General features: G+C 70.2%; 20 protein-coding genes. All 20 read right to left on the bottom strand.

Annotation, left to right across the window (positions count from 1 at the left end; all coding sequences use genetic code 11):
* Positions 1-2 precede the first annotated feature (2 nt).
* The 20 genes from atpA to nrtL all read right to left on the bottom strand — a co-directional run bounded on the left by atpA (position 3) and on the right by nrtL (position 21,807).
* The gene (gene atpA / locus BIV25_RS34460; protein ID WP_071376441.1) at positions 3-1,595 is read right to left on the bottom strand and encodes a F0F1 ATP synthase subunit alpha; all 1,593 of its coding nucleotides are present in this window, start codon (positions 1,593-1,595) and stop codon (positions 3-5) included.
* A gap of 133 nt (positions 1,596-1,728) precedes the next feature.
* Positions 1,729-2,544 carry a F0F1 ATP synthase subunit delta gene (locus BIV25_RS34465; RefSeq protein ID WP_071376442.1) on the bottom strand — a complete coding sequence of 272 codons (816 nt, stop codon included), beginning with the start codon at positions 2,542-2,544 and terminating at the stop codon, positions 1,729-1,731.
* Positions 2,541-3,092, bottom strand: coding sequence for a F0F1 ATP synthase subunit B (locus BIV25_RS34470; protein WP_071376443.1), 552 nt, complete (start codon positions 3,090-3,092; stop codon positions 2,541-2,543). The genes BIV25_RS34465 and BIV25_RS34470 overlap by 4 nt, the downstream gene beginning before the upstream one ends.
* Positions 3,093-3,131: 39 nt before the next feature.
* A complete protein-coding gene (gene atpE, locus BIV25_RS34475; RefSeq protein ID WP_023546735.1) occupies positions 3,132-3,380 on the bottom strand; it encodes an ATP synthase F0 subunit C in 249 nt (82 codons plus the stop codon).
* 76 nt (positions 3,381-3,456) lie between these two features.
* Entirely contained in the window at positions 3,457-4,227 is a 771-nt protein-coding gene (gene atpB / locus BIV25_RS34480; protein WP_071376444.1) for a F0F1 ATP synthase subunit A, read from the bottom strand.
* 273 nt (positions 4,228-4,500) lie between these two features.
* The gene (locus tag BIV25_RS34485; RefSeq protein ID WP_071376445.1) at positions 4,501-4,938 is read right to left on the bottom strand and encodes a hypothetical protein; all 438 of its coding nucleotides are present in this window, start codon (positions 4,936-4,938) and stop codon (positions 4,501-4,503) included.
* Positions 4,939-5,241: 303 nt separating this feature from the next.
* The gene (locus BIV25_RS34490) at positions 5,242-6,552 is read right to left on the bottom strand and encodes an MraY family glycosyltransferase (RefSeq protein WP_071376446.1); all 1,311 of its coding nucleotides are present in this window, start codon (positions 6,550-6,552) and stop codon (positions 5,242-5,244) included.
* Positions 6,553-6,703: 151 nt separating this feature from the next.
* A complete protein-coding gene (glyA, locus tag BIV25_RS34495) occupies positions 6,704-7,945 on the bottom strand; it encodes a serine hydroxymethyltransferase (protein WP_071376447.1) in 1,242 nt (413 codons plus the stop codon).
* A gap of 116 nt (positions 7,946-8,061) precedes the next feature.
* Positions 8,062-8,739: a protein-tyrosine-phosphatase gene (locus BIV25_RS34500; protein WP_071376448.1), complete on the bottom strand. Its 678-nt coding sequence runs from the start codon at positions 8,737-8,739 to the stop codon at positions 8,062-8,064.
* A complete protein-coding gene (locus BIV25_RS34505; protein ID WP_071376449.1) occupies positions 8,736-9,383 on the bottom strand; it encodes an L-threonylcarbamoyladenylate synthase in 648 nt (215 codons plus the stop codon). The genes BIV25_RS34500 and BIV25_RS34505 overlap by 4 nt, the downstream gene beginning before the upstream one ends.
* 52 nt (positions 9,384-9,435) lie before the next feature.
* Positions 9,436-10,281 (bottom strand): peptide chain release factor N(5)-glutamine methyltransferase, encoded by an 846-nt coding sequence (gene prmC / locus BIV25_RS34510; RefSeq protein ID WP_071376450.1) that lies wholly within the window; start codon positions 10,279-10,281, stop codon positions 9,436-9,438.
* Positions 10,282-10,321: 40 nt separating this feature from the next.
* Positions 10,322-11,398, bottom strand: coding sequence for a peptide chain release factor 1 (gene prfA, locus BIV25_RS34515; protein WP_071376451.1), 1,077 nt, complete (start codon positions 11,396-11,398; stop codon positions 10,322-10,324).
* A gap of 105 nt (positions 11,399-11,503) precedes the next feature.
* Positions 11,504-11,728, bottom strand: a complete 225-nt coding sequence (gene rpmE, locus BIV25_RS34520; RefSeq protein WP_019326867.1) for a 50S ribosomal protein L31 — start codon at positions 11,726-11,728, stop codon at positions 11,504-11,506.
* Positions 11,729-11,899: 171 nt separating this feature from the next.
* Positions 11,900-13,030: an LCP family protein gene (locus BIV25_RS34525; protein WP_071376452.1), complete on the bottom strand. Its 1,131-nt coding sequence runs from the start codon at positions 13,028-13,030 to the stop codon at positions 11,900-11,902.
* 231 nt (positions 13,031-13,261) lie between these two features.
* Complete coding sequence (gene rho / locus BIV25_RS34530) at positions 13,262-15,283, bottom strand: transcription termination factor Rho (RefSeq protein ID WP_071376453.1); 2,022 nt, start codon at positions 15,281-15,283, stop codon at positions 13,262-13,264.
* A 409-nt stretch (positions 15,284-15,692) separates the two neighbouring features.
* Positions 15,693-16,622, bottom strand: a complete 930-nt coding sequence (thrB, locus tag BIV25_RS34535) for a homoserine kinase (protein ID WP_071376454.1) — start codon at positions 16,620-16,622, stop codon at positions 15,693-15,695.
* Positions 16,623-16,861: 239 nt separating this feature from the next.
* A complete protein-coding gene (gene thrC, locus BIV25_RS34540) occupies positions 16,862-17,920 on the bottom strand; it encodes a threonine synthase (RefSeq protein WP_071376455.1) in 1,059 nt (352 codons plus the stop codon).
* Between the two features lie 6 nt (positions 17,921-17,926).
* Positions 17,927-19,219, bottom strand: coding sequence for a homoserine dehydrogenase (locus BIV25_RS34545; protein ID WP_071376456.1), 1,293 nt, complete (start codon positions 19,217-19,219; stop codon positions 17,927-17,929).
* A gap of 151 nt (positions 19,220-19,370) precedes the next feature.
* Positions 19,371-20,762 carry a diaminopimelate decarboxylase gene (gene lysA / locus BIV25_RS34550; protein ID WP_071376457.1) on the bottom strand — a complete coding sequence of 464 codons (1,392 nt, stop codon included), beginning with the start codon at positions 20,760-20,762 and terminating at the stop codon, positions 19,371-19,373.
* A 55-nt stretch (positions 20,763-20,817) separates the two neighbouring features.
* Complete coding sequence (gene nrtL, locus BIV25_RS34555; RefSeq protein WP_071376458.1) at positions 20,818-21,807, bottom strand: ArgS-related anticodon-binding protein NrtL; 990 nt, start codon at positions 21,805-21,807, stop codon at positions 20,818-20,820.
* Between the last annotated feature and the right edge of the window lie 23 nt (positions 21,808-21,830).

Below are 21,830 nucleotides of genomic sequence, written 5' to 3' on the forward strand. Positions count from 1 at the left end.
CGTCACTTGGCGGCAGCGGCAGGAACGTCCTCGCCGAGCAGCTTGCCGTCCGAGGTCTCGAACTGCTTCTTGAACTCCGCCACGGCGTCGTCGATCGCCTGGATCGTGTCGTTCGACATCTTGGCGCCCTCCTTGATGGAGGTCATCAGGCCCTGGTGCTTCCGGTGCAGGAAGTCGATCAGTTCCTTCTCGAAACGGCGGATGTCGCCGACCGGGACGTCGTCCATACGGCCGTTGGTGCCGGCCCAGACGGAGACGACCTGGTCCTCGGTGGCCATCGGCTGGTACTGGTCCTGCTTCAGCAGCTCGACCATGCGCGAACCGCGCTCCAGCTGCGCCTTGGAGGCCGCGTCCAGGTCGGAACCGAAGGCGGCGAACGCCTCCAGCTCGCGGAACTGGGCGAGGTCCACGCGCAGACGGCCGGAGACCTGGCGCATCGCCTTGTGCTGCGCGGAACCACCGACTCGGGAGACGGAGATACCGACGTTCAGCGCGGGACGCTGACCGGCGTTGAACAGGTCCGACTCCAGGAAGCACTGGCCGTCGGTGATGGAGATGACGTTGGTCGGGATGAACGCCGAGACGTCGTTGGCCTTGGTCTCGACGATCGGCAGACCGGTCATCGAGCCGGCGCCCATGTCGTCGGAGAGCTTGGCGCAGCGCTCCAGCAGACGGGAGTGCAGGTAGAAGACGTCACCCGGGTAGGCCTCACGGCCCGGCGGGCGGCGCAGCAGCAGGGAGACGGCGCGGTAGGCGTCGGCCTGCTTCGACAGGTCGTCGAAGATGATGAGGACGTGCTTGCCCTCGTACATCCACTGCTGCCCGATGGCCGAACCGGTGTACGGCGCAAGGTACTTGAAGCCGGCCGGGTCGGACGCCGGGGCGGCGACGATGGTCGTGTACTCCAGGGCGCCGTTCTCCTCCAGCGCGCGGCGCACGCCGGCGATGGTGGAGCCCTTCTGGCCGATGGCGACGTAGATGCAGCGGACCTGCTTCTTCGGGTCGCCGGTGCGCCAGTTGTCACGCTGGTTGATGATCGTGTCGACGGCCAGGGCGGTCTTGCCGGTCTGGCGGTCACCGATGATCAGCTGACGCTGACCGCGGCCGATCGGGGTCATCGCGTCGACGGCCTTGTAGCCCGTCTCCATCGGCTCGTGCACCGACTTGCGCTGCATGACCGTGGGGGCCTGCAGCTCAAGCGCGCGGCGGCCGGACGTCTCGATCTCGCCGAGGCCGTCGATCGGGTTGCCGAGCGGGTCGACGACACGGCCGAGGTAGCCCTCGCCGACCGCGACGGAGAGGACCTCACCGGTGCGCGTGACCGGCTGACCCTCCTCGATGCCGCTGAACTCACCGAGGACGATGGCACCGATCTCGCGCTCTTCCAGGTTGAGCGCGAGGCCGAGGGTGCCGTCCTCGAACTTCAGCAGTTCGTTGGCCATGGCCGAGGGAAGACCCTCGATCTTCGCGATGCCGTCGCCGGCAAGGGTGACCGTACCGACCTCCTCGCGCGAGGCCGCGTCCGGCTTGTACGACTGGACAAAGTTCTCCAGCGCGTCCCGGATCTCCTCCGGCCGGATCGTGAGCTCCGCCATCTGGGTTCCCTGCTCTCCTTGTTGGGCCCGAAGTTTCACTTTGGGGGTCTGGGGGCGACCCCCAGGATTCTTCTGCACGGCCCAACCAGGGCCGTTCTGAGTACTACTGCTCTTCTCGGATACCGAGCGTCGCTCAGCTCGCCATGCGGCGGGCGGCGTCGTCCAGCCGGTCCGCGAGGGAGCCGTTGATGACCTCGTCACCGACCTGTACCCGGATACCGCCGACGACCTCGGGGTCCACGTCCAGGTTGAGGTGCATCCGCCGGCCGTAGAGCTTGGCGAGGGCGGCGCCGAGGCGCTGCTTCTGGCCGTCGCCCAGCGGCACCGCCGAGGTGACGACGGCGACCATGCGGTCCCGGCGATCGGCGGCCAGCTTGGACAGGGACTCCAGTCCCGCTTCCAGGCTACGTCCACGCGGCACGGTCACGAGGCGCGCGACCAGACGCTCGGTGGCGGGCTTGGCCCGTCCGCCCAGCAGCCGGTGCAGCAGCTCGGTCTTGGCCTCGGCGCCGGCGGCGCGGTCGGTCAGCGCGGCGCGCAGCTCGGTGCTGGAGGAGACGATCCGGCCGAACCGGAACAGCTCGTCCTCGACCTCGTCCAGGTTGCCCCGCTTGTCGGCGGCGGTGAGGTCGGCGATGTCCGCCAGCTCCTCCAGCGCGTCGACCAGGTCGCGGGACTGCGACCAGCGGGCGCGGACCATCCCGGACACCAGGTCGGCGGCGGTACCGCTGACCTGGCCGCCGATCAGGCGCTGGACCAGCTCCGCCTTGGCCTCCGCCTGCTTCGCCGGGTCGGTGAGGACCCGGCGCAGGCCGGCCTCGCGGTCGAGCAGCGCGGTGACGGCCGCCAGCTCGTCGGCGAGCTGAGCAGCGTCCACCGACGTGGAGTCCGTCAGCGTGTCGAGACGCTCACGGCCGGCAGCCAGGGCCTCGCGGCTCGCTCCGTTCATCGAGTCGCCTCGGCCTTCTCCTCGAGCTCGTCGAGGAAGCGGTCGATCACACGGCTCTGGCGGGCGTGGTCCTCGAGGGACTCGCCGACGAGCTTGCCGGCCAGTTCGGTGGCGAGCTTGCCGACGTCCTGACGCAGCGTCTGGGCGGCGGCCTTGCGGTCGGCCTCGATCTGGGTGTGACCCGCGGTGACGATCTCCTCGCGTTGCCGCTGGCCCTCGGCCCGCATCTCGGCGATGAGCGCGGCACCCTGCTCCTGCGCCTCCTGGCGCAGGCGCGCGGCCTCGTGCCGGGCCTCGGCGAGCTGAGCCTTGTACTGCTCAAGCACGCTCTGGGCCTCGACCTTCATGGCGTCGGCCTCTTCGATACCGCCTTCGATCGCCGCGCGGCGCTCCTCCAGAACCTTGTTGATGTTCGGAAGCAGCTTCTTCCAGAAGAAGAAGAACACGATGGCGAAGGCGATGGTGCCGATGAGCAGCTCGGGACCGGCGGGGACGAGCGGGTTCTGCTCGGTCTCCTCGGCCGCCAGCTGTGCCAGGTTGGCGATCACATCAGTGCCTTTCGTCGATTCGTGTCGGGTAAGAGGTGATTACTTACCGAACACGAACGGCATCACGATGCCGATGAGGGCAAGCGCCTCACAGAAAGCGAAGCCCAGGATCTGGTTGGCACGGATCAGACCGGCGGCCTCGGGCTGGCGGGCCAGGGCCTGGGTGCCGTTACCGAAGATGATGCCGACGCCGATGCCGGGGCCGATCGCAGCGAGGCCGTAGCCGATGGAGCCGACGGAGCCGTGGACACCAGCGGTGGCGGCGAGGGTCTCAAGAGCAGCGGACATGCCGTTCTTCCTTCTCTTTCATGGACCGGTGGGGGTTGGCCACCGGACGTCTGGGGGTTGGCGGGGGTGGTACGACTCAGTGGTGCTCGGCGAGAGCGCCCTGAATGTAGGAGCAGGCCAGCAGCACGAAGACGTACGCCTGGACGGCCTGGACGAAGAGCTCGAAGAGGATCATGGCCATCGTCATCACGAAGGAGACGCCGGCACCCACGACCAGCCAGCTGTTCAGCAGGTACCAGGAGGCCACGGTGAACATGACCAGCATCAGGTGACCGGCGAACATGTTGGCGAAGAGTCGCACCGCGTGCGTGAACGGGCGGACCAGCAGGTTCGAGAAGAACTCGATGACCATGACGAGCGGCAGCACGGCGCCGAGCGACTTGTCGTAGCCCGTGACGTTCTTGAAGAAGCCGACGAAGCCGTGCTTCTTGAACGTGAGCGCGACCCAGGTGATGTAGACGATCGCGGCCAGCACCATCGGGAAGGCGATCACCGAGGACACCGGGAACTGTGCCAGCGGGATCACGGACCAGACGTTCATGAGCCAGACGAAGAAGAAGAGGGAGACCATGAGCGGCACCCACTTCTCGCCCTCGCGCTTGCCCAGCGTCTCGTAGACGATGCCGCGGCGCACGAAGTCGTAGCCGGCCTCGCCGACCATCTGCAGCTTGCCCGGGACGACCTTGGCCTTGCCGAAGGCGGCCGAGAAGAAGACGACGATGACCAGCGTGGTGACGAGCGCGAGCAGCATCACCTTGTTGAACTCGAAGCCCCCGACCGTGAAGAGCGGCTTGAACAGGAAGGAGTTCAGGCCCGGGGCCGGGAAGCCGCACCCGTTGTCGGACATGACCCGACAACTCCAGTCAAAGGCGAGCTGGGTCTGGTCAGCACTCACCGCGGGCTCCTTCGGCGTGACGCATGGGTACGGCAACCTCGTTGTGTCGGCGCGGCGCGTGGCCGCGGAGCGGCACCGGACTGGTGTTACGGATGTGGGGGCGGCTGGGGGGCGTGGAGCCTCGCCATTGAGCAGGCGTCAGCTCAGCTGCCCGCGCCCGCGATGCCGCAGTTGGCACCGGACGATAGCAGGAGATCTCACAAGCCTTTATCCCGCCCCTACCTCTCACGACGACGGCCCTGTCTTCTCGGGCTTCTCGCTCTTCTCGGAGTCCGGGTCGACGTAGAAGATCTTGGCCTTCATGTGCGCACGAGCCTGCGCGGCCATCCACACGACGGTCGCGACGACGAGCGCCACGGCGAACGTCTTCGGATTGAAGAGAGAGGTGTCCTTGAAAACAGCGACGAAGATCAGGAGGAGGAGCAGCTGGGCCACGTAGAGCAACAGGCCCATCATCTGGAACAGCTGCGGGAGCGTTTTTGCCGTCCACTGCAGGACGTAGAGGCCGACTCCCATGAACAGGACGGCCAGCAGCGTGCCGACGGCCGCGCCCAGCGCACCCTTACCCCCCGCGACCGCCGCGCTCACGGCGACAGCGATCACACCTGCGACCGCTGTGGGCACAGCGATCCGCAGAAGGTTCCGGGCGTCATTGGACGGCATGGCGGCAACTCCGCTTTCACAAGGGGGCAGGGTGTCGTCATGGACGAGCGTAGTCCCGGGCTGAGTGATCGAGACCTCACACCAATGGACCGTCGCACTACGGTCCTTCGGCTCTATCCGGGGTTCTCGTGAACCGTATCACAAACTATTTGATGAGGTCTTTACCCGCTTGGTGTGCTTGCTGTCACACATGAGAGTGACGGCGCCCGTCTGTGCAGGAACGGCGCCCACTTGTCTGGTATTAGGGGGCTTTGCCGCCCCACGAGATGGCAATGCTCTCGCCAGATTCTTACCTTGAGCGTCTCAGTGACGATCAACAAAACGCGAACGAGGGCCAATGGCGGTCGCCCCGTTGACGCCCGAGATCCCGGCCGCGACCGGTGCCCGCTCGGCGGTCTCCTCCGCCGCACAGGCCGCCTCCGCCACGGCGGCCTCGGCCGCCCTGCGCCGCCTGCGGTAGCGGGGCGGCACGAAGGCCTGTGCCCACACCGGCACACGCGGCGTGAAGCGCGGGAGCAGCAGCAGGATCAGTCCGATCGCGCTGAGGAAGACGACGCCGAGCACGATCCACATGGACGCCGAGTTCACCGAGTAGGCGAGGGCGCCGAAGGCGATCAGGGCCGACCAGAAGTACATGATCAGCACGGCCCGGCTGTGCGAGTGGCCGATCTCCAGCAGCCGGTGGTGCAGGTGCCCGCGGTCGGCGGCGAACGGCGACTGGCCGCGCCAGGTACGGCGGACGATCGCGAGGACCAGGTCGGCGGCCGGCACGGCGATGATCGTCAGCGGGAGGAGCAGCGGGATGTAGACCGGCACCGTCGCGTGCACCGCGGCCCTCTCGGAACCCACGTACAGGCCCAGCGCGTCCGGGTCCAGCTGGCCCGTGATCGAGATCGCGCCCGCCGCCAGCACCAGCCCGATCAGCATCGAGCCCGAGTCGCCCATGAAGATCCGCGCGGGGTGCATGTTGTGCGGCAGGAAGCCCAGGCACATGCCCATCAGGATCGCCGAGAACAGGGTGGCCGGGGCGGCGGCCTCGATGCCGTACGAGTACCAGATGCGGTAGGCGTACAGGAAGAACGCGCCGGCCGCGATGCAGACCATGCCGGCGGCGAGACCGTCGAGGCCGTCCACGAAGTTCACGGCGTTGATGGTGATGACGACGAGGGCGACGGTCAGCAGGGTGCCCTGCCACTGGGTCAGCGCCACGTTGCCGACGCCGGGGATGGGCAGCCACAGGATCGTCAGGCCCTGCATGACCATGACGCCCGCGGCGATCATCTGGCCGCCCAGCTTGATCAGCGCGTCGATCTCGAACTTGTCGTCCAGGACGCCGATCAGCCAGATCAGGGCCGCACCGGAGAGCAGGGCCCGCGGCTCGTTGGACTTCGCGAAGACCTCGTTGAGGTTGGTGAGGTGGTCCGCGACGAGCAGGCCCGCGCACAGGCCGAAGAACATGGCGATACCGCCGAGCCGCGGAGTCGGTTCCCGGTGCACGTCACGGGCCCTGATCTCCGGCATCGCCCCGGCCACGATCGCGAACTTCCGCACCGGCCCTGTCAGCAGGTACGTCACCGCGGCCGTGATGCAGAGCGTCAGCAGGTATTCACGCACGGGCTTCCCCACAGGTCTCGCTGGCCATCACAGCCCCACACCCTAGCGATGGACGTATATGGATGGGGACTTCCGGGTAGCGACGATGGTTGCACGTGTGGCTGTGGTCTACGGCGCACATAGGGGTGTACGGGCCGACGCCTGCCCCGGTTCAGGCCGGATACGGCGGAAAATCACCGGTCAGTTCGCGCACCTCCTCCCGCGCCCGGGCCGGCTCGGCGGTGCCCCGCAGCACCCCGGCCATCAGTGCCGCGATCCGGGCCATCTCCGGCTCGCCCATGCCCTGGGTCGTCACCGCGGCGGTGCCCAGGCGCAGCCCGCGGCCGTCGTCGTGCGGCAGCACACAGCAGTCCAGCACGATCCCGGCGGCGGCGAGGCGGCCGCGGGCGGCGCGGCCGTCCACGCCGAGCGGGGCGGGGTCGACGGTGATCAGATGGGTGTCGGTGCCGCCGGTGGTGACGGTGAACCCCTCGGCCTCCAGCAGCGCGGCCAGCGTCCTGGCGTTGGCGACCACCCGATGGGCGTACGCGGCGAACGCCGGGGTGGCCGCCTCGCCGAACGCGACGGCCTTGGCGGCGATGGTGTGCATCTGGGCGCCGCCCTGGGTGAAGGGGAACACGGCCCGGTCGATCCGCTCGGCCAGTTCGGGGGTGCCGCACAGGATCATGCCGCCGCGCGGCCCGCGCAGCACCTTGTGGGTCGTCGCGCACACGACATCGGCGTACGGCACCGGGTTCGGCGCCGCTCCCCCCGCGACCAGCCCGATCGGATGCGCGGCGTCGGCGATCAGATAGGCCCCGACCTCGTCGGCCACCTCGCGGAAGAAGGCGTAGTCGATGTGGCGGGGGTAGGCGATGGACCCGCACACGATCGCCTTGGGCCGGTGGTTGCGGGCCAGATGCCGCACCTGGTCGTGGTCGATGAGCCCGGTCTCGGCGTCGACGCCGTACCCGACGAAGTCGAACCAGCGGCCCGAGAAGTTCGCGGGCGAGCCGTGGGTGAGGTGACCGCCGGAGTGCAGGCCGAGGGCGAGGACGGTGTCTCCGGGGCGCAGCAGGGCGGCGTAGGCGGCCAGGACGGCCGAGGAGCCCGAGTGGGCCTGGACGTTGGCGTGCGCGGCCCCGAACAGCGCCTCGGCCCGCTCCACGGCGAGCCGCTCGGCGATGTCGACCAGTTCGCAGCCGCCGTGGTGGCGGGCGCCGGGATAGCCCTCGGCATACTTGTTGGCGAGCGGCGAGCCGAGTGCGGCCAGCACGGCGGGCGAGGTGAAGTTCTCGGCGGCGATCAGCTGGAGCGACGTCGACTGCCGGCGCAGCTCGCCCTGCAGGATCTCGGCCAGCTCGGGGTCCTGCTGCCGCAGGACATCGGTCGGGAGGGTGGAGGTGACCGACATGGCGGGCTCCCGGGCGGTCGACGGTGACGTAACCCCAATGTAGGCCCGCCCCGCACCCCCCGCGCGACCGTTGCGCCCGCGTGTGTCCCTTACGTCCGAACGGCCACACCGGTCGGCTACGTCCGGGTGGCCACGCCCGTCAGCGCCGTCACCACCGGGTCCAGTGCCTGGTGTATCTCGCCCCCGACGGAGCGGAAGAACGGCAGCGGGGCGCCGTACGGGTCGTGGACCTCGTCCGCCTCCGCCGTGGGCGCGAGCAGCCAGCCCCGCAGCGCCGCGGCCGCCCGCACCAGCGCGCGGGCACGCATCACCACGCCGTCCTCCAGCGGGGGCAGCGTCGTGGGGTCTATCGCGCGGACCAGCCGGGTGAACTCCTTCAGTGTGAACGTCCGCAGCCCCGCCGAATGCCCCATCGAGATCACCTGCGCCCGATGGTCCCGCGTGGCCGTGAGCACCAGGTCGGCCCGGATGACGTGCTCGTCCAGCAGCTCCCGGCCGAAGAAGCCGGAGGCGTCCGCGCCGAACTCGGCCAGCACCGCCTCCGCGTTGGCCTCCATCGGGGCGCCCTCGTGGCCCCAGGTGCCCGCGCTCTCCACGATCAGCCCGCCGCCGAGCACGCCGAGCCGCTCCGCGACGAAATGGCGGGTCAGCCGCTCGGTGATGGGCGAGCGGCACACGTTGCCGGTGCTGACGTGGAGGATGCGGAAGGTGTCGCGGGGAAAGCCGAAGGTCGTGGTCGTCTCTGCCGCACTGGCCCCGATGCCTATGCCACGCCCCGCTTCAGGGGCCGTCAATTCGCCACCTCGAGGTCAGGTACGACCTTCCGCAGCTCCTCCGCCGAGATCGCGCCCTCGCGCAGCAGCACCGGCACGGAACGGCTGACGTCCACGATGGACGACGGCACGATGCCGGGCGTCGGGCCCCCGTCGAGGTAGACGGAGACCGAGTCGCCGAGCATCTCCTGGGCGGCGTCGCAGTCCTCCGGCGCGGGGTGCCCGGTGAGGTTCGCCGACGACACCGCCATCGGGCCGACCTCGGTGAGCAGTTCGATCGCGACGGGGTGCAGCGGCATGCGGACGGCCACCGTGCCCCGGGTGTCGCCGAGGTCCCACTGGAGCGAGGGCTGGTGCTTGGCGACCAGCGTGAGGGCGCCCGGCCAGAACGCGTCGACCAGCTCCCAGGCCAGCTCGGAGAAGTCCGTGACGAGGCCGTGCAGGGTGTTCGGGGAGCCGATGAGCACAGGGGTGGGCATGTTGCGGCCCCGGCCCTTGGCGGCGAGCAGGTCGGCGACGCCCTCCGAGGAGAACGCGTCGGCGCCGATGCCGTAGACCGTGTCGGTCGGCAGCACCACCAGCTCGCCCCGGCGGACGGCGGACGCGGCCTCGCGCAGACCCGTCGCGCGGTCGGTCGCGTCGTTGGTGTCGTATCGCCGTGCCATGTCTAGCGGGCCTCCTCGTACACGTACAGCCGGATGAAAGTCGTCGGGGTGCTCACGGCAGCGCCTTGCGGGCGGTCGCGAACCGGGGGCGGTTGTTGAGGTCGGGGTGGTCGGCCGCGTCGGCCCAGCCCCGCTCCTCGGTGAAGATCCACGGCACCTGGCCGCCCTGGGTGTCCGCGTGCTCGATCACGACGACCCCGCCGGGGCGCAGCAGCCGGTGGGCGGTGCGCTCGATGCCGCGGATCAGGTCGAGCCCGTCCTCACCGGAGAAGAGAGCCAGCTCCGGGTCGTAGTCGCGGGCCTCGATGGCGACGTACTCCCACTCGGTGAGCGGGATGTACGGCGGGTTGGAGATGACCAGGTCGACCTGGCCGTCGAGGTCGGGGAAAGCGGTCAGGGCGTCGCCCTGGCGCAGGTCGACCCTGGAGCCCGCCACGTTCTTGCGGGTCCACACCAGGGCGTCCTCGGACAGCTCCACGGCGTGCACCCGCGAGCGCGGGACCTCCTGGGCGAGGGCCAGCGCGATGGCGCCGGAGCCGGTGCACAGGTCCACGATGCACGGCTCGACGACGTCCATGGCGCGCACGGCGTCTATGGCCCAGCCGACCACGGACTCGGTCTCCGGCCGGGGCACGAACACGCCCGGCCCGACCTGGAGTTCCAGGTAGCGGAAGTAGGCCCGCCCGGTGATGTGCTGGAGCGGCTCGCGCTGCTCGCGCCGGGCGATGACCTCCCAGTACCGGGCGTCGAAGTCGGCGTCCTTCACGGAGTGCAGTGCGCCGCGCTTCACCCCGTGCACGAACGCGGCCAGCTCCTCCGCGTCGTTGCGCGGCGAGGGCACGCCGGCGTCGGCCAGCCGCTGGGTGGCCTGGGCCACCTCCGCGAGCAGCAGGTTCACGCGAGTCCTCCGTGTCGTACTGGGTCGAGCGTAGATGCCTTTATGCAGCTGCCAGCTTCGCCGCCGAGTCGGCGTCGACGCAGGCCTGGATCACCGCGGCGAGGTCGCCGTCCAGGACCTGGTCCAGGTTGTACGCCTTGAAGCCGACGCGGTGGTCCGAGATGCGGTTCTCCGGGAAGTTGTAGGTGCGGATCTTCTCGGAACGGTCGACGGTGCGGACCTGGCTGCGGCGGGCGTCCGCGGCTTCCCGCTCGGCCTCCTCCTGCGCCGCGGCGAGCAGCCTGGAGCGCAGGATACGCAGGGCCTGCTCCTTGTTCTGGAGCTGGCTCTTCTCGTTCTGGCAGGAGGCGACGACGCCGGTCGGCAGGTGCGTGATGCGCACGGCGGAGTCGGTGGTGTTGACGGACTGGCCGCCGGGACCGGAGGAGCGGTAGACGTCGATGCGGAGGTCGTTCGGGTTGATCTCCACGTCCACCTCCTCGGCCTCGGGGGTCACGAGGACACCGGCGGCGGAGGTGTGGATACGGCCCTGCGACTCGGTCGCCGGGACGCGCTGCACCCGGTGCACACCGCCCTCGTACTTCAGCCGCGCCCACACGCCCTGGCCGGGCTCGGTGGCGCCCTGGCCGCCCTTGGTCTTCACCGCGACCTGGACGTCCTTGTAGCCGCCCAGCTCGGACTCGGTGGCGTCGATGATCTCGGTCTTCCAGCCGACGCGCTCGGCGTACCGCAGGTACATCCGCAGCAGGTCGCCGGCGAACAGCGCCGACTCGTCGCCGCCCGCGCCCGCCTTGATCTCCAGAATGACGTCCTTGTCGTCACTCGGGTCGCGCGGGACGAGCAGCAGCCGCAGCTTCTCGGTCAGCTCCTCGCGCTGCTTCTCCAGGTCCTTGACCTCGGCGGCGAAGTCGGGGTCGTCGGCGGCCAGCTCGCGCGCGGTCTCGATGTCGTCGCCGGACTGCTTCCAGGAGCGGTACGTGGCGACGATCGGGGTCAGCTCGGCGTAGCGCTTGTTCAGCTTGCGCGCGTTCGCCTGGTCGGCGTGGACCGACGGGTCGGCGAGCTGCTTCTCCAGATCGCCGTGCTCGGTGACGAGTTCCTCGACGGCCTCGAACATCTTGGGCTCCTGTACTGCGGTGAAGGGAAGGGCGGGCGACCAAAAACGCCGGTCCCGGGCACACCCCGGTGAGGGTGTGGCCGTGGACCGGCGAATGGGGGCTCGCTACTTCTTGGAGCCGGCGGCAGCCTTGCCGAAGCGGGCCTCGAAGCGGGCCACACGGCCACCGGTGTCGAGGATCTTCTGCTTGCCCGTGTAGAACGGGTGGCACTCGGAGCAGACCTCGGCCCGGATGGTGCCGGACTCGATGGTGCTGCGGGTGGTGAACGACGCGCCACAGGTGCAGCTGACCTGCGTCTCGACGTACTCGGGGTGGATGTCGCGCTTCAAGGTGTCTCCTAGGTTTCGGGAGGGCGCCGGGTCGCCGCCGCGGGATGCGGGAGCGTGAACCGGAGCCGACGTACCAGTCTGCCAGGACTGGCGCCATCCCCCAAAACCGGGGGTGCCCGTCATCTATTCCCCGGGGGCGGCGCCGGGGCCGGGAGAGGGGGAACGCACCCCTCAGGAACTCACCACGCCCTTGGCCTCGCCCGCGGCCGTACCCTCCGTCGCCGACTTCGGGATCGGCCGGTCGTTCTTCAGGGCGGACCAGACCTGCTGGGCCTTGGCGGTCTCCAGGACCACCCGGTTGGGGTCGGCCGGGTCGTACTGGACCGGCATCGTGACCATGTTCATGTGCTGCGCGCCGATGCCCTTGAGGCCGTTGGCGAAGTCGATGAGGGAGTTGACCGAGCCCAGGTCCGAATCGCTGGTCACGGCCTTGGTGGCGGTGTCGGCGAGGTCGTACAGCTTCTTGGGGTTGCTGAACACGCCGACGTGCTCGACCTGGTCGATCAGCGCCTTGACGAACGCCTGCTGGAGCTGGATGCGGCCCAGGTCGGAGCCGTCGCCGACGCCGTGCCGGGTGCGGACCAGACCGAGGGCCTGCCGGCCGTTCAGGGTGTGGGTGCCGGCCTTGAGGGTCAGGTGGCTCTGCGGGTCGTCGATGTTCTTGGTGGTCGTGACCGGGACGCCGCCGAGGTCGTCGACGAGCCGCTGGAAGCCCTCGAAGTCGACCTCCAGGTAGTGGTCCATGCGGATGCCGGTGAGCGACTCGACGGTCTTCACGGCGCAGGCCGCGCCGCCGGTCGCGTACGCCTCGTTGAACATCACGCCGGTCGCGGCAGGGTGCGCGGTGCCGCCGGTGTCGGTGCACGACGGGCGGTCGACGAGGGTGTCCCGGGGGATGGAGACCACGCTGGCCTTCTTGTGGCCCTCGTAGACGTGGACGATCATCGCCGTGTCGGAGCGGGCGCTGCCGTCGTCGGTGCCGCCGCCGAGCTTCTTGTTGGAGCCGGAGCGGCTGTCCGAGCCGAGGACCAGGATGTTCTCGGAGCCGTTGTCGATCTTCGTGGGCCGGTCGGCGCCGAGCGCCTGGTTGATGTCGACGCTCTTGAGGTTGCCGTTGAGCTTGAAGTAGACGTACCCGGCTCCGGTGCCGCCCAGGACGACCACGCCCGCGGCCGTCCAGGCCGTGACCCGCAGCGCCCTGCGGCCCTTGCTCGGGGCCTTGCGGCGGCGTCCCCTGCCGGTGCGGCGACCTGCCCCGTCCGGCTCGGTTATGACGGGCTCCGGCGTGCTCTGGGCGGACACATCGCTCCTAGGTCTCGTCGGTCGGCTGTACCCCCTGCTTTCAGGGTCGGGCGGGCGTCACCGCTCCATCGTCGCTCCGTACGGTCAGACGGAGAAACTCGGGACAGAGTTGCACAACGCAGAGTGCCCACCGCGTACAGCGATGGGCACTCTGCGTAGTCATTCCTGGTAGGTCACGACCGGGAACCCTGTGGCAGGGATCTCGGTTGTGACCTTTCCGACGCTCTTGTCCTAGTCACCGTTACCGGGCATCGGCGTCGTCTTCTGGATCTGCAACAGGAACTCGGCGTTCGACTTCGTCTGCTTCATCTTGTCCAGAAGCAGCTCGATCGCCTGCTGCGAGTCGAGCGCGTGCAGCACTCGGCGCAGCTTCCAGGTGATGGCCAGCTCCTCGGCGCCGAGGAGGATCTCTTCCTTACGGGTGCCGGACGCGTCCACGTCCACCGCCGGGAAGATGCGCTTGTCGGCGAGCTTCCGGTCGAGCTTGAGCTCCGCGTTGCCGGTGCCCTTGAACTCCTCGAAGATCACCTCGTCCATGCGGGACCCGGTGTCCACCAGGGCGGTGGCGAGGATGGTCAGCGAGCCGCCGTCCTCGATGTTGCGGGCCGCACCGAAGAAGCGCTTCGGCGGGTACAGGGCGGTCGAGTCGACACCACCGGACAGGATGCGGCCGGAGGCCGGCGCCGCCAGGTTGTAGGCACGGCCCAGACGCGTGATGGAGTCGAGCAGCACGACGACGTCGTGCCCCAGCTCCACGAGACGCTTGGCGCGCTCGATGGCCAGCTCGGCGACCGTGGTGTGGTCCTCGGCCGGACGGTCGAAGGTCGAGGAGATGACCTCGCCCTTGACCGACCGCTGCATGTCGGTGACCTCTTCCGGACGCTCGTCGACGAGGACGACCATCAGGTGGCACTCGGGGTTGTTGTGCGTGATCGCGTTGGCGATCGCCTGCATGATCATGGTCTTGCCGGTCTTCGGCGGGGCCACGATCAGACCGCGCTGGCCCTTGCCGATCGGCGACACGAGGTCGATGATCCGCGTCGTCAGCACGCCCGGGTCGGTCTCCAGGCGGAGCCGGTCCTGCGGGTAGAGCGGGGTCAGCTTGTTGAACTCCGGGCGGCCGCGGCCGTGTTCGGGCGCCATGCCGTTGACGGAGTCGAGGCGGACCAGCGCGTTGAACTTCTCGCGGCGCTCGCCCTCCTTCGGCTGGCGGACCGCACCGGTGACGTGGTCACCCTTGCGCAGGCCGTTCTTGCGGACCTGGGCGAGGGAGACGTACACGTCGTTCGGACCCGGCAGGTAGCCGGAGGTCCGGATGAAGGCGTAGTTGTCGAGGATGTCCAGGATGCCCGCGACGGGGATCAGGACGTCGTCCTCGGCGAGCTGCGGCTCGTTCGCGAACTCGTCGCGGCCACGACGGCCACGGCGGTCGCGGTAGCGCCCGCGACGGCCACGGCGGCCGCCCTCGAAGTCGTCGTCGTCCTGCGGGCCGTTGTCGCGCTGGCGGTCCTGGCGGTCCTGCCGGCCGCCGCCCTGCTGCTGGCCGCCCTGCTGCTGACGGTCCTGACGGCCGCCCTGGCCCTGCTGGTCGTCGCCCTTGCCGCGACGGTCACGGTCCCGGCCACGCTCACGGCGGTCGCGGCGGCCACGGCCCTCGCCCTCACCGGCGTCGCCCTTGGCACCCTCGCCCTGCGGCTGCTGGGCCGACGTGGCCGGAGACTCGGCCCTGGTCTCGGCCTTCGCCTCGGCGACGACCGTCTCGGCGCCGCTCGCGGTGGGGCTGCCGGCGTCAGCGGTGGCGCGGCGGCGACGGCGCTCGGTGGGCGCGTCGTCGGAGGCCGGCTGGCCGGGGATCTCGATCTGCTGCTGGGCCACGGCCTTCTCGGCCGGAGCCTCGGCCTTCTTGTCGCCGTCGGCGGCCTCACCCGTACGGGCCTTGGAGGTGGCGCGGCGCTTGGGCTTGGTCTCGGTGGCGGCCTCGGCCTTGGCTGCGGCTCCCCCGGCGGGGGCACCCCCACCGGCGGCCTGCGCCTCCTTGATGACCTCGATCAGCTGGCTCTTGCGCATCCGCGCGGTGCCCCTGATGCCGAGGCCCGAGGCGACCTGTTGCAGCTCGGCCAGCACCATGCCCTCAAGGCCGGTACCGCGGCGCCGCCGGGAGCCGGCACCGGTGGCAGGCGCGGAGGCGTCCGTGGCGGGCGCGGCAGCGGTCTCCTCGACACGTGCGCCCATCAGATCGGTGGTGTCGCTCACGAAGGGTCCTTCCCTGGAGCGGACGTCGGCCTGTCTGGCTCGGCGACCGGTTGTGCTGTCCGGCTACGGTCCTGTCTTCTGTGAACCGCGCCGGGGCGGTGGTCCGCCAAAGCGGCGGAAGAGAAATGTGCGGTGATCGGCGCTTCCGCGAGCCGTGACACCCAGTGTCACGTGGCGTGGTAGCACCAGTTCCGGAGCGTGCCCGGCGGCCCGCTCAGTGCTCGCATACGTCGTACTGCCCAGGTGCGGCGCAAGGAACACGGAGTGGCGTGGGAGGCTCCCGGAAGAATGTCTGTCCCGGACGGGGACACGAGGCACCTCGCCATGGTGGGGTCGGGTGCAGACTTGAGGTTAACACTACCGGATCCAACAAACATTCCCCCTCTCCAAATCCGGCAACCGGACGCAGTTAATCAACACCGGAGGTCGCGAGCGGCAGCACGCTCGCGCCCTGTACGTCCAGGTCCAGCCGGTTGGCGGCCCAGCCCCCACCTGCGAGGTGAGAGACCTTGTCGGCGCTGTCGGCGTCGGCCAGCGCCATGACGGTGGGGCCGGCGCCCGAGATGACGGCCGGGATGCCGTCGGCGCGCAGCCGCTCCACGAGCGCGGCGCTCTCCGGCATGGCCGGGGCGCGGTACTCCTGGTGAAGGCGGTCCTCGGTGGCGGGCAGCAGCAGCTCGGGGCGCCGGGTGAGGGCCTCGACGAGCAGTGCGGCACGGCCCGCGTTGGCGGCGGCGTCGACATGCGGCACGGAGCGTGGGAGCAGGCCGCGCGCGGTCTCCGTCAGGACCGGCTTTCCGGGTACGAAAACCACCGGAACGATGGAATCGCTGGGCTCCATCCTGATCGCCCGGGCGGCGCCGGCCTCCATCCAGGACAGGGTGAATCCGCCGAGCAGACAGGCGGCGACGTTGTCGGGGTGGCCCTCGATCTCGGTGGCCAGTTCGAGGAGGGCGGCGTCGTCGAGCCGGGCCTCCCCGCCTATGGTCACGGCGCGGGCGGCGACGATGCCGGCACAGATGGCGGCGGAGGACGAGCCCAGGCCACGGCCGTGCGGAATGCGGTTGGCGCAGACGATTTCCAGGCCGCGGGGCTGTCCGCCCAGCAGATCGAAGGCGGTACGCATCGAGCGGACGAGGAGGTGGCTCTCGTCGCGCGGGAGGGTCTCGTCGCCCTCGCCCGCGATGTCGATGTGCAGCCCGGCGTCGGCCACCCGGACGACCACGTCGTCGTACAGCCCCAGCGCGAGGCCGAGGGCGTCGAAGCCCGGGCCGAGGTTGGCGCTGGTGGCGGGGACGCGCACCCGGACGGCGGCGGCGCGGAACGCTGGACCGGCCATCGCTCGTTGACTCTCCTTGAGCTGCGTGACTGTCGAAGACATTCGATGACATTCGATACGTACGTAGAGACCCTCGGGCCGCGCAGACGGCGCGGCGTCACCCATATGCGCAGGCATATGCAATGGGCGGGTTCCCTACAGACTATCGAAGGAAGGTTCTGTGGCGACATAGGGCGCACAGGAGGCGCACGATGCGTGTCGTAAGCCCCCTGTGCACCCTGTCAGGGTTTTGCCGGGGCTCAGGCCAGACCGAGGCGCTCGGCGGCGGTGGCCGCGTCGACCGGCACGGTGACCGGCTGCGGGGCACCGGCGACGGCCCAGTCGGGGTCCTTCAGACCGTTGCCGGTGACGGTGCACACGATCCGCTGGCCCGGGTCGACCTTGCCCTGCTCGGCCGCCTTGAGCAGACCGGCCACGGAGGCGGCGGAGGCGGGCTCCACGAAGACGCCCTCCTGCGCGGCCAACAGCCGGTAGGCGCGCAGGATTTCACGGTCCGTCACCTCGTCGATGGCGCCGCCCGACTCGTCCCGCGCGGCGAGGGCGTACTGCCAGGAGGCGGGATTGCCGATGCGGATGGCGGTGGCGATGGTCGAGGGGTCCTTGACGACCTCGCCGCGCACGATCGGGGCACTGCCGGAGGCCTGGAAGCCCCACATCCGGGGAGTCTTGGCGGAGATGCCGTCACCGGCGTACTCCTTGTAGCCCTTCCAGTAGGCGGTGATGTTGCCCGCGTTGCCGACCGGCAGGACGTGGATGTCGGGCGCGTCGCCGAGCATGTCCACGATCTCGAAGGCGGCCGTCTTCTGGCCCTCGATGCGCACCGGGTTGACCGAATTGACCAGCGCCACCGGGTAGTTCTCGCTCAGCTCGCGCGCGAGGGTGAGGCAGTCGTCGAAGTTGCCGTCGACCTGGAGGATCTTCGCGCCGTGCACGAGGGCCTGGCCCATCTTGCCGAGCGCGATCTTGCCCTGCGGCACGAGGACGGCCGAGACCATGCCGGCCCGCACCGCGTAGGCGGCGGCGGAGGCGGAGGTGTTGCCGGTGGAGGCACAGATGACCGCCTTCGCGCCCTCCTCCTTGGCCTTGGAGATGGCCATGGTCATGCCCCGGTCCTTGAAGGACCCGGTGGGGTTGGCACCCTCCACCTTCAGGTGGACCTCACAGCCGGTGCGCTCGGAGAGCACCTGCGCGGGCACGAGCGGCGTGCCGCCCTCGCGGAGCGTCACGACCGGAGTGGAGTCGGATACCGGCAGCCTGTCCCGGTACTCCTCGATGATTCCGCGCCACTGGTGGGTCATTGCTGGTTACTCTCCTTCAACCCGCATGATGCTGGCGACACCCCGCACGGTGTCGAGCTTGCGCAGCGCCTCGACGGTCCCGGACAGGGAGGCGTCGGACGCGCGGTGGGTGACGACGACGAGGGAGGCCTCGCCGTCCTTGCCCTGCTGCCGAACGGTGTCGATCGACACGCCGTGCTCGGCGAAGACGGTCGCGACCTGGGCGAGTACACCCGGTTTGTCCGCGACGTCGAGGCTGATGTGGTACCGCGTGACGACCTCGCCCATGGGCGAGACGGGCAGGGCGGCGTACGCAGACTCACCGGGCCCCGTTGCGCCGTTGAGCCGGTTGCGGCAGACGGCGACGAGGTCGCCGAGCACGGCGGAGGCGGTCGGGGAACCGCCGGCGCCGGGACCGTAGAACATGAGCTGGCCGGCCGCGTCGGACTCCACGAAGACGGCGTTGTACGCGCCGCGCACGGAGGCGAGCGGGTGGCTCAGCGGAATCATGGCGGGGTGCACGCGCGCGGTGACGGATCCCCCGTCCGCCGCCCGCTCGCAGATGGCGAGCAGCTTGATGGTGCACCCCATCTCCTTCGCGGAGCGGAAGTCGGCGGCGGTGACCTCGGCCATGCCCTCGCGGTAGACGTCGTCGAGACGCACGCGCGTGTGGAAGGCGATGCCGGCGAGGATCGCGGCCTTGGCGGCGGCGTCGAAGCCCTCGACGTCGGCGGTCGGGTCCGCCTCGGCGTACCCGAGCGCGGTGGCCTCGTCGAGGGCCTCCTGATAGCCGGCCCCGGTCGAGTCCATCTTGTCGAGGATGAAGTTGGTGGTGCCGTTGACGATGCCGAGCACCCGGTTGACCTTGTCGCCGGCGAGGGACTCGCGCAGCGGGCGGATCAGCGGGATGGCACCGGCGACGGCGGCCTCGTAGTACAGGTCGCGGCCGTGCTCCTCGGCGACGGCGTGCAGGGCGGCGCCGTCCTGGGCGAGCAGGGCCTTGTTCGCGGAGACGACGGACGCGCCGTGCTCGAAGGCGGCGGTGATCAGGGACCGGGCGGGCTCGATGCCGCCGATCACCTCGACCACGACGTCGATGTCCCCCCGTTTGACGAGGGCGGTGGCGTCGGTGGTGACGAGTTCCGCCGGGATGCCCTCGCGCACCTTGGCGGGCCGTCGTACGGCGACGCCCGCCAGCTCCACCGGGGCACCGATCCTCTGGGCGAGGTCGTCGGCGTGCGTCGTCATGATGCGCGCCACCTCTGAGCCGACAACCCCACAGCCCAGCAGCGCCACCTTCAGCGGACGCGTACGCATCATCCGACCTCGTTTCCTCATACCGTCTACGGTTGGACCAGTCTCACTCACCGGACGGGCATTTCTACCCTTGGTCCGGATCGTGAGACATGAATTTCATTTGTACGGGGCCGGCCGACAGGAGATCTTCCAGCCCCTGTTGTTCGGCCGGTGACTAGCCGACGTCGAGACGCAGCAGGTCCTCCTCCGTCTCGCGCCGGACGATCACCCGGGCCTCCCCGTCCCGCACGGCGACGACGGGCGGCCGCAGGACGTGGTTGTAGTTGCTGGCCATGGACCGGCAGTACGCGCCCGTGGCCGGCACGGCGATGAGGTCCCCCGGCGCCAGGTCGGCCGGCAGGAACGCGTCCTTGACCACGATGTCCCCGCTCTCGCAGTGCTTGCCGACCACGCGGGCGAGCATGGGCTCGGCGGTGGAGGTGCGCGAGACGAGGGCGACGCTGTACTCGGCGTCGTACAGCGCCGTGCGGATGTTGTCGGACATGCCGCCGTCGACGGACACGTACGTCCGCAGCCCGTCGAGCGGCTTGACGGTGCCGACCTCGTAGAGGGTGAAGGCGGTGGGCCCGACGATGGCGCGGCCGGGCTCGACGGAGATCCGGGGCGTACGCAGCCGGGCGGCCTCGCACTCCCGGGTGACGATCTCGGTGAGGGCCTTCGCGATCTCGTGCGGCTCGCGCGGATCGTCGTCGCTGGTGTAGGCGATGCCGAGGCCGCCCCCGAGGTCGATCTCGGGCAGCTCGACGCCGTGCTCGTCCCGGACGTCCTTGAGCAGACCCACCACGCGGTGCGCGGCGACCTCGAAGCCGGACATGTCGAAGATCTGCGACCCGATGTGGGAGTGGATGCCGATCAGTTCGAGCCCGTCGAGCTGGAGGGCCCGTCGCACGGCCTCGGCGGCCTGCCCGCCGGCGAGCGGGATCCCGAACTTCTGGTCCTCGTGGGCGGTGGCGATGAACTCGTGGGTGTGCGCTTCCACGCCGACCGTGATCCGGATCTGGGCCTTCTGCCGCTTGCCGAGGGACTGCGCGATGTGGGCGACCCGCACGATCTCCTGGAACGAGTCGAGCACGATCCGCCCCACCCCGGCCTCGACGGCGCGACGGATCTCGTCCGTGGACTTGTTGTTGCCGTGGAAGGCGATGCGCTCGGCGGGCATGCCGGCGGACAGCGCGGTGGCCAGTTCCCCGCCGGAACACACGTCGAGGTTGAGCCCCTCCTCGTCGAGCCACCGCACGACGGCACGCGAGAGGAAGGCCTTGCCGGCGTAGAACACGTCGGCGTCGGGCCCGAAGGCGGTGCGCCAGGCACGCGCCCTGGCCCGGAAGTCGGCCTCGTCGAGGATGTACGCGGGGGTCCCGAACTCCTCGGCGAGCCGCCTGACGTCGACCCCGCCGACGGTGACGACCCCGTCGGCGTCCCGCCCGACGGTCTGGGCCCACACCTTGTGGTCGAGGGTGTTCAGATCGGCGGGCGGCGCGGAGTAATGGCCCTCGGGCAGGACGTCGGCGTGACGGGGCCCGGCGGGATGGGCGGAACGGCTCATGACGGTGGCTCTCAGACTCTCTGTCTCTCTCCGGGGCTCATCTGCTTCTTCGGCCTCAGAGATGTTCGGGTGCGTCGATGCCGAGCAGGGACAGGCCGCCGGCCAGCACCGTCCCGGCGGCTTCGGCGAGCGCGAGCCGGGCGCGGTGGGCGGCCGAGGGTTTCTCCTCGCCGCAGGGAAGCACGGAGGCGAGGAAGGGCAGCGCGGCATCGGCGACGGTGACGAGATGCCGGGCGAGCCGGTCCGGGGCACGGTGGGTGGCGGCCGCGGCGAGGATACGGGGGTGTTCGGCGAGGGCGGCGAGCAGCTCGCGGTGGGCGGTACCGCTGTCGAGTGGGCCGGGCTCGGCGTCGAAGCCCAGACGGCCGGCGTTGCGGGTGAGGGACCGGACACGCGCGTGGGCGTACCGCACCCGGAACAGCGGATTGCTCTCCCGCTGGACGAGGTGATCGGCGGTGATCCGGGGCCGGTCGTGCGGCGCGGGATGCAGCAACGCCCACCGGGCGGCGTCGGCCCCGAGCGGAGCGGGGTCCTCCGGCGCGGGCACGGGCCGCAGGTTGACGGGCCCGCCGTGCTCGACGGTGGCCCGCCCGCCCTGCGCGGCGACCAGTCGTACGACGGCGTCGGCGACGACCTCGGCCCGGACCTCGTACGGCACGCGCAGCGCGACGATCCGCCCGGCGAGGGCGTCGCCGTGGCCGTACGCGGCACCGCGGGCACCGACCTCGCGGACGACGGCGGTGACGAGGTCGGCCTGTGCCTGCTCGGCGAGGCTGATGTTGAGGAACCCGGGGCCGGTGACGACGACGTCGCGGATGCCGTCGGCGTCGGCGAGCCGGGGCAGCAGGATCGCGGCGACCCGCTGTGAAGGCTGCCCGGCCGGCCGGGAGAGCTGGAGGGCGATGGACGTGGCGTAGTCCCCGCACCCCCCGGGCCCCGGCGCGGTCACCACGGCCCGCTCGGGCACGGTCACGCTCAGCTCCCCGTCGTCCACAGCACGACGCACCGCGTGCAGCACGGTGCGGGACAACTCGACGGGGGTCACGAGACAAGCGTAGGGGAGGGAGG

Source organism: Streptomyces sp. MUSC 14, from assembly GCF_001866675.1.
Classification (GTDB): domain Bacteria; phylum Actinomycetota; class Actinomycetes; order Streptomycetales; family Streptomycetaceae; genus Streptomyces.

Excerpts from the sequence above, each read along its gene's own strand:
- atpA (WP_071376441.1), bottom strand. The coding sequence starts at position 1,595 with ATGGCGGAGCTCACGATCCGGCCGGAGGAGATCCGGGACGCGCTGGAG.
- BIV25_RS34465 (WP_071376442.1), bottom strand. The coding sequence starts at position 2,544 with ATGAACGGAGCGAGCCGCGAGGCCCTGGCTGCCGGCCGTGAGCGTCTC.
- atpE (WP_023546735.1), bottom strand. The coding sequence starts at position 3,380 with ATGTCCGCTGCTCTTGAGACCCTCGCCGCCACCGCTGGTGTCCACGGC.
- atpB (WP_071376444.1), bottom strand. The coding sequence starts at position 4,227 with ATGTCCGACAACGGGTGCGGCTTCCCGGCCCCGGGCCTGAACTCCTTC.
- BIV25_RS34485 (WP_071376445.1), bottom strand. The coding sequence starts at position 4,938 with ATGCCGTCCAATGACGCCCGGAACCTTCTGCGGATCGCTGTGCCCACA.
- glyA (WP_071376447.1), bottom strand. The coding sequence starts at position 7,945 with ATGTCGGTCACCTCCACCCTCCCGACCGATGTCCTGCGGCAGCAGGAC.
- BIV25_RS34505 (WP_071376449.1), bottom strand. The coding sequence starts at position 9,383 with ATGGCACGGCGATACGACACCAACGACGCGACCGACCGCGCGACGGGT.
- prfA (WP_071376451.1), bottom strand. The coding sequence starts at position 11,398 with ATGTTCGAGGCCGTCGAGGAACTCGTCACCGAGCACGGCGATCTGGAG.
- thrB (WP_071376454.1), bottom strand. The coding sequence starts at position 16,622 with ATGGCCGGTCCAGCGTTCCGCGCCGCCGCCGTCCGGGTGCGCGTCCCC.
- thrC (WP_071376455.1), bottom strand. The coding sequence starts at position 17,920 with ATGACCCACCAGTGGCGCGGAATCATCGAGGAGTACCGGGACAGGCTG.
- BIV25_RS34545 (WP_071376456.1), bottom strand. The coding sequence starts at position 19,219 with ATGATGCGTACGCGTCCGCTGAAGGTGGCGCTGCTGGGCTGTGGGGTT.
- lysA (WP_071376457.1), bottom strand. The coding sequence starts at position 20,762 with ATGAGCCGTTCCGCCCATCCCGCCGGGCCCCGTCACGCCGACGTCCTG.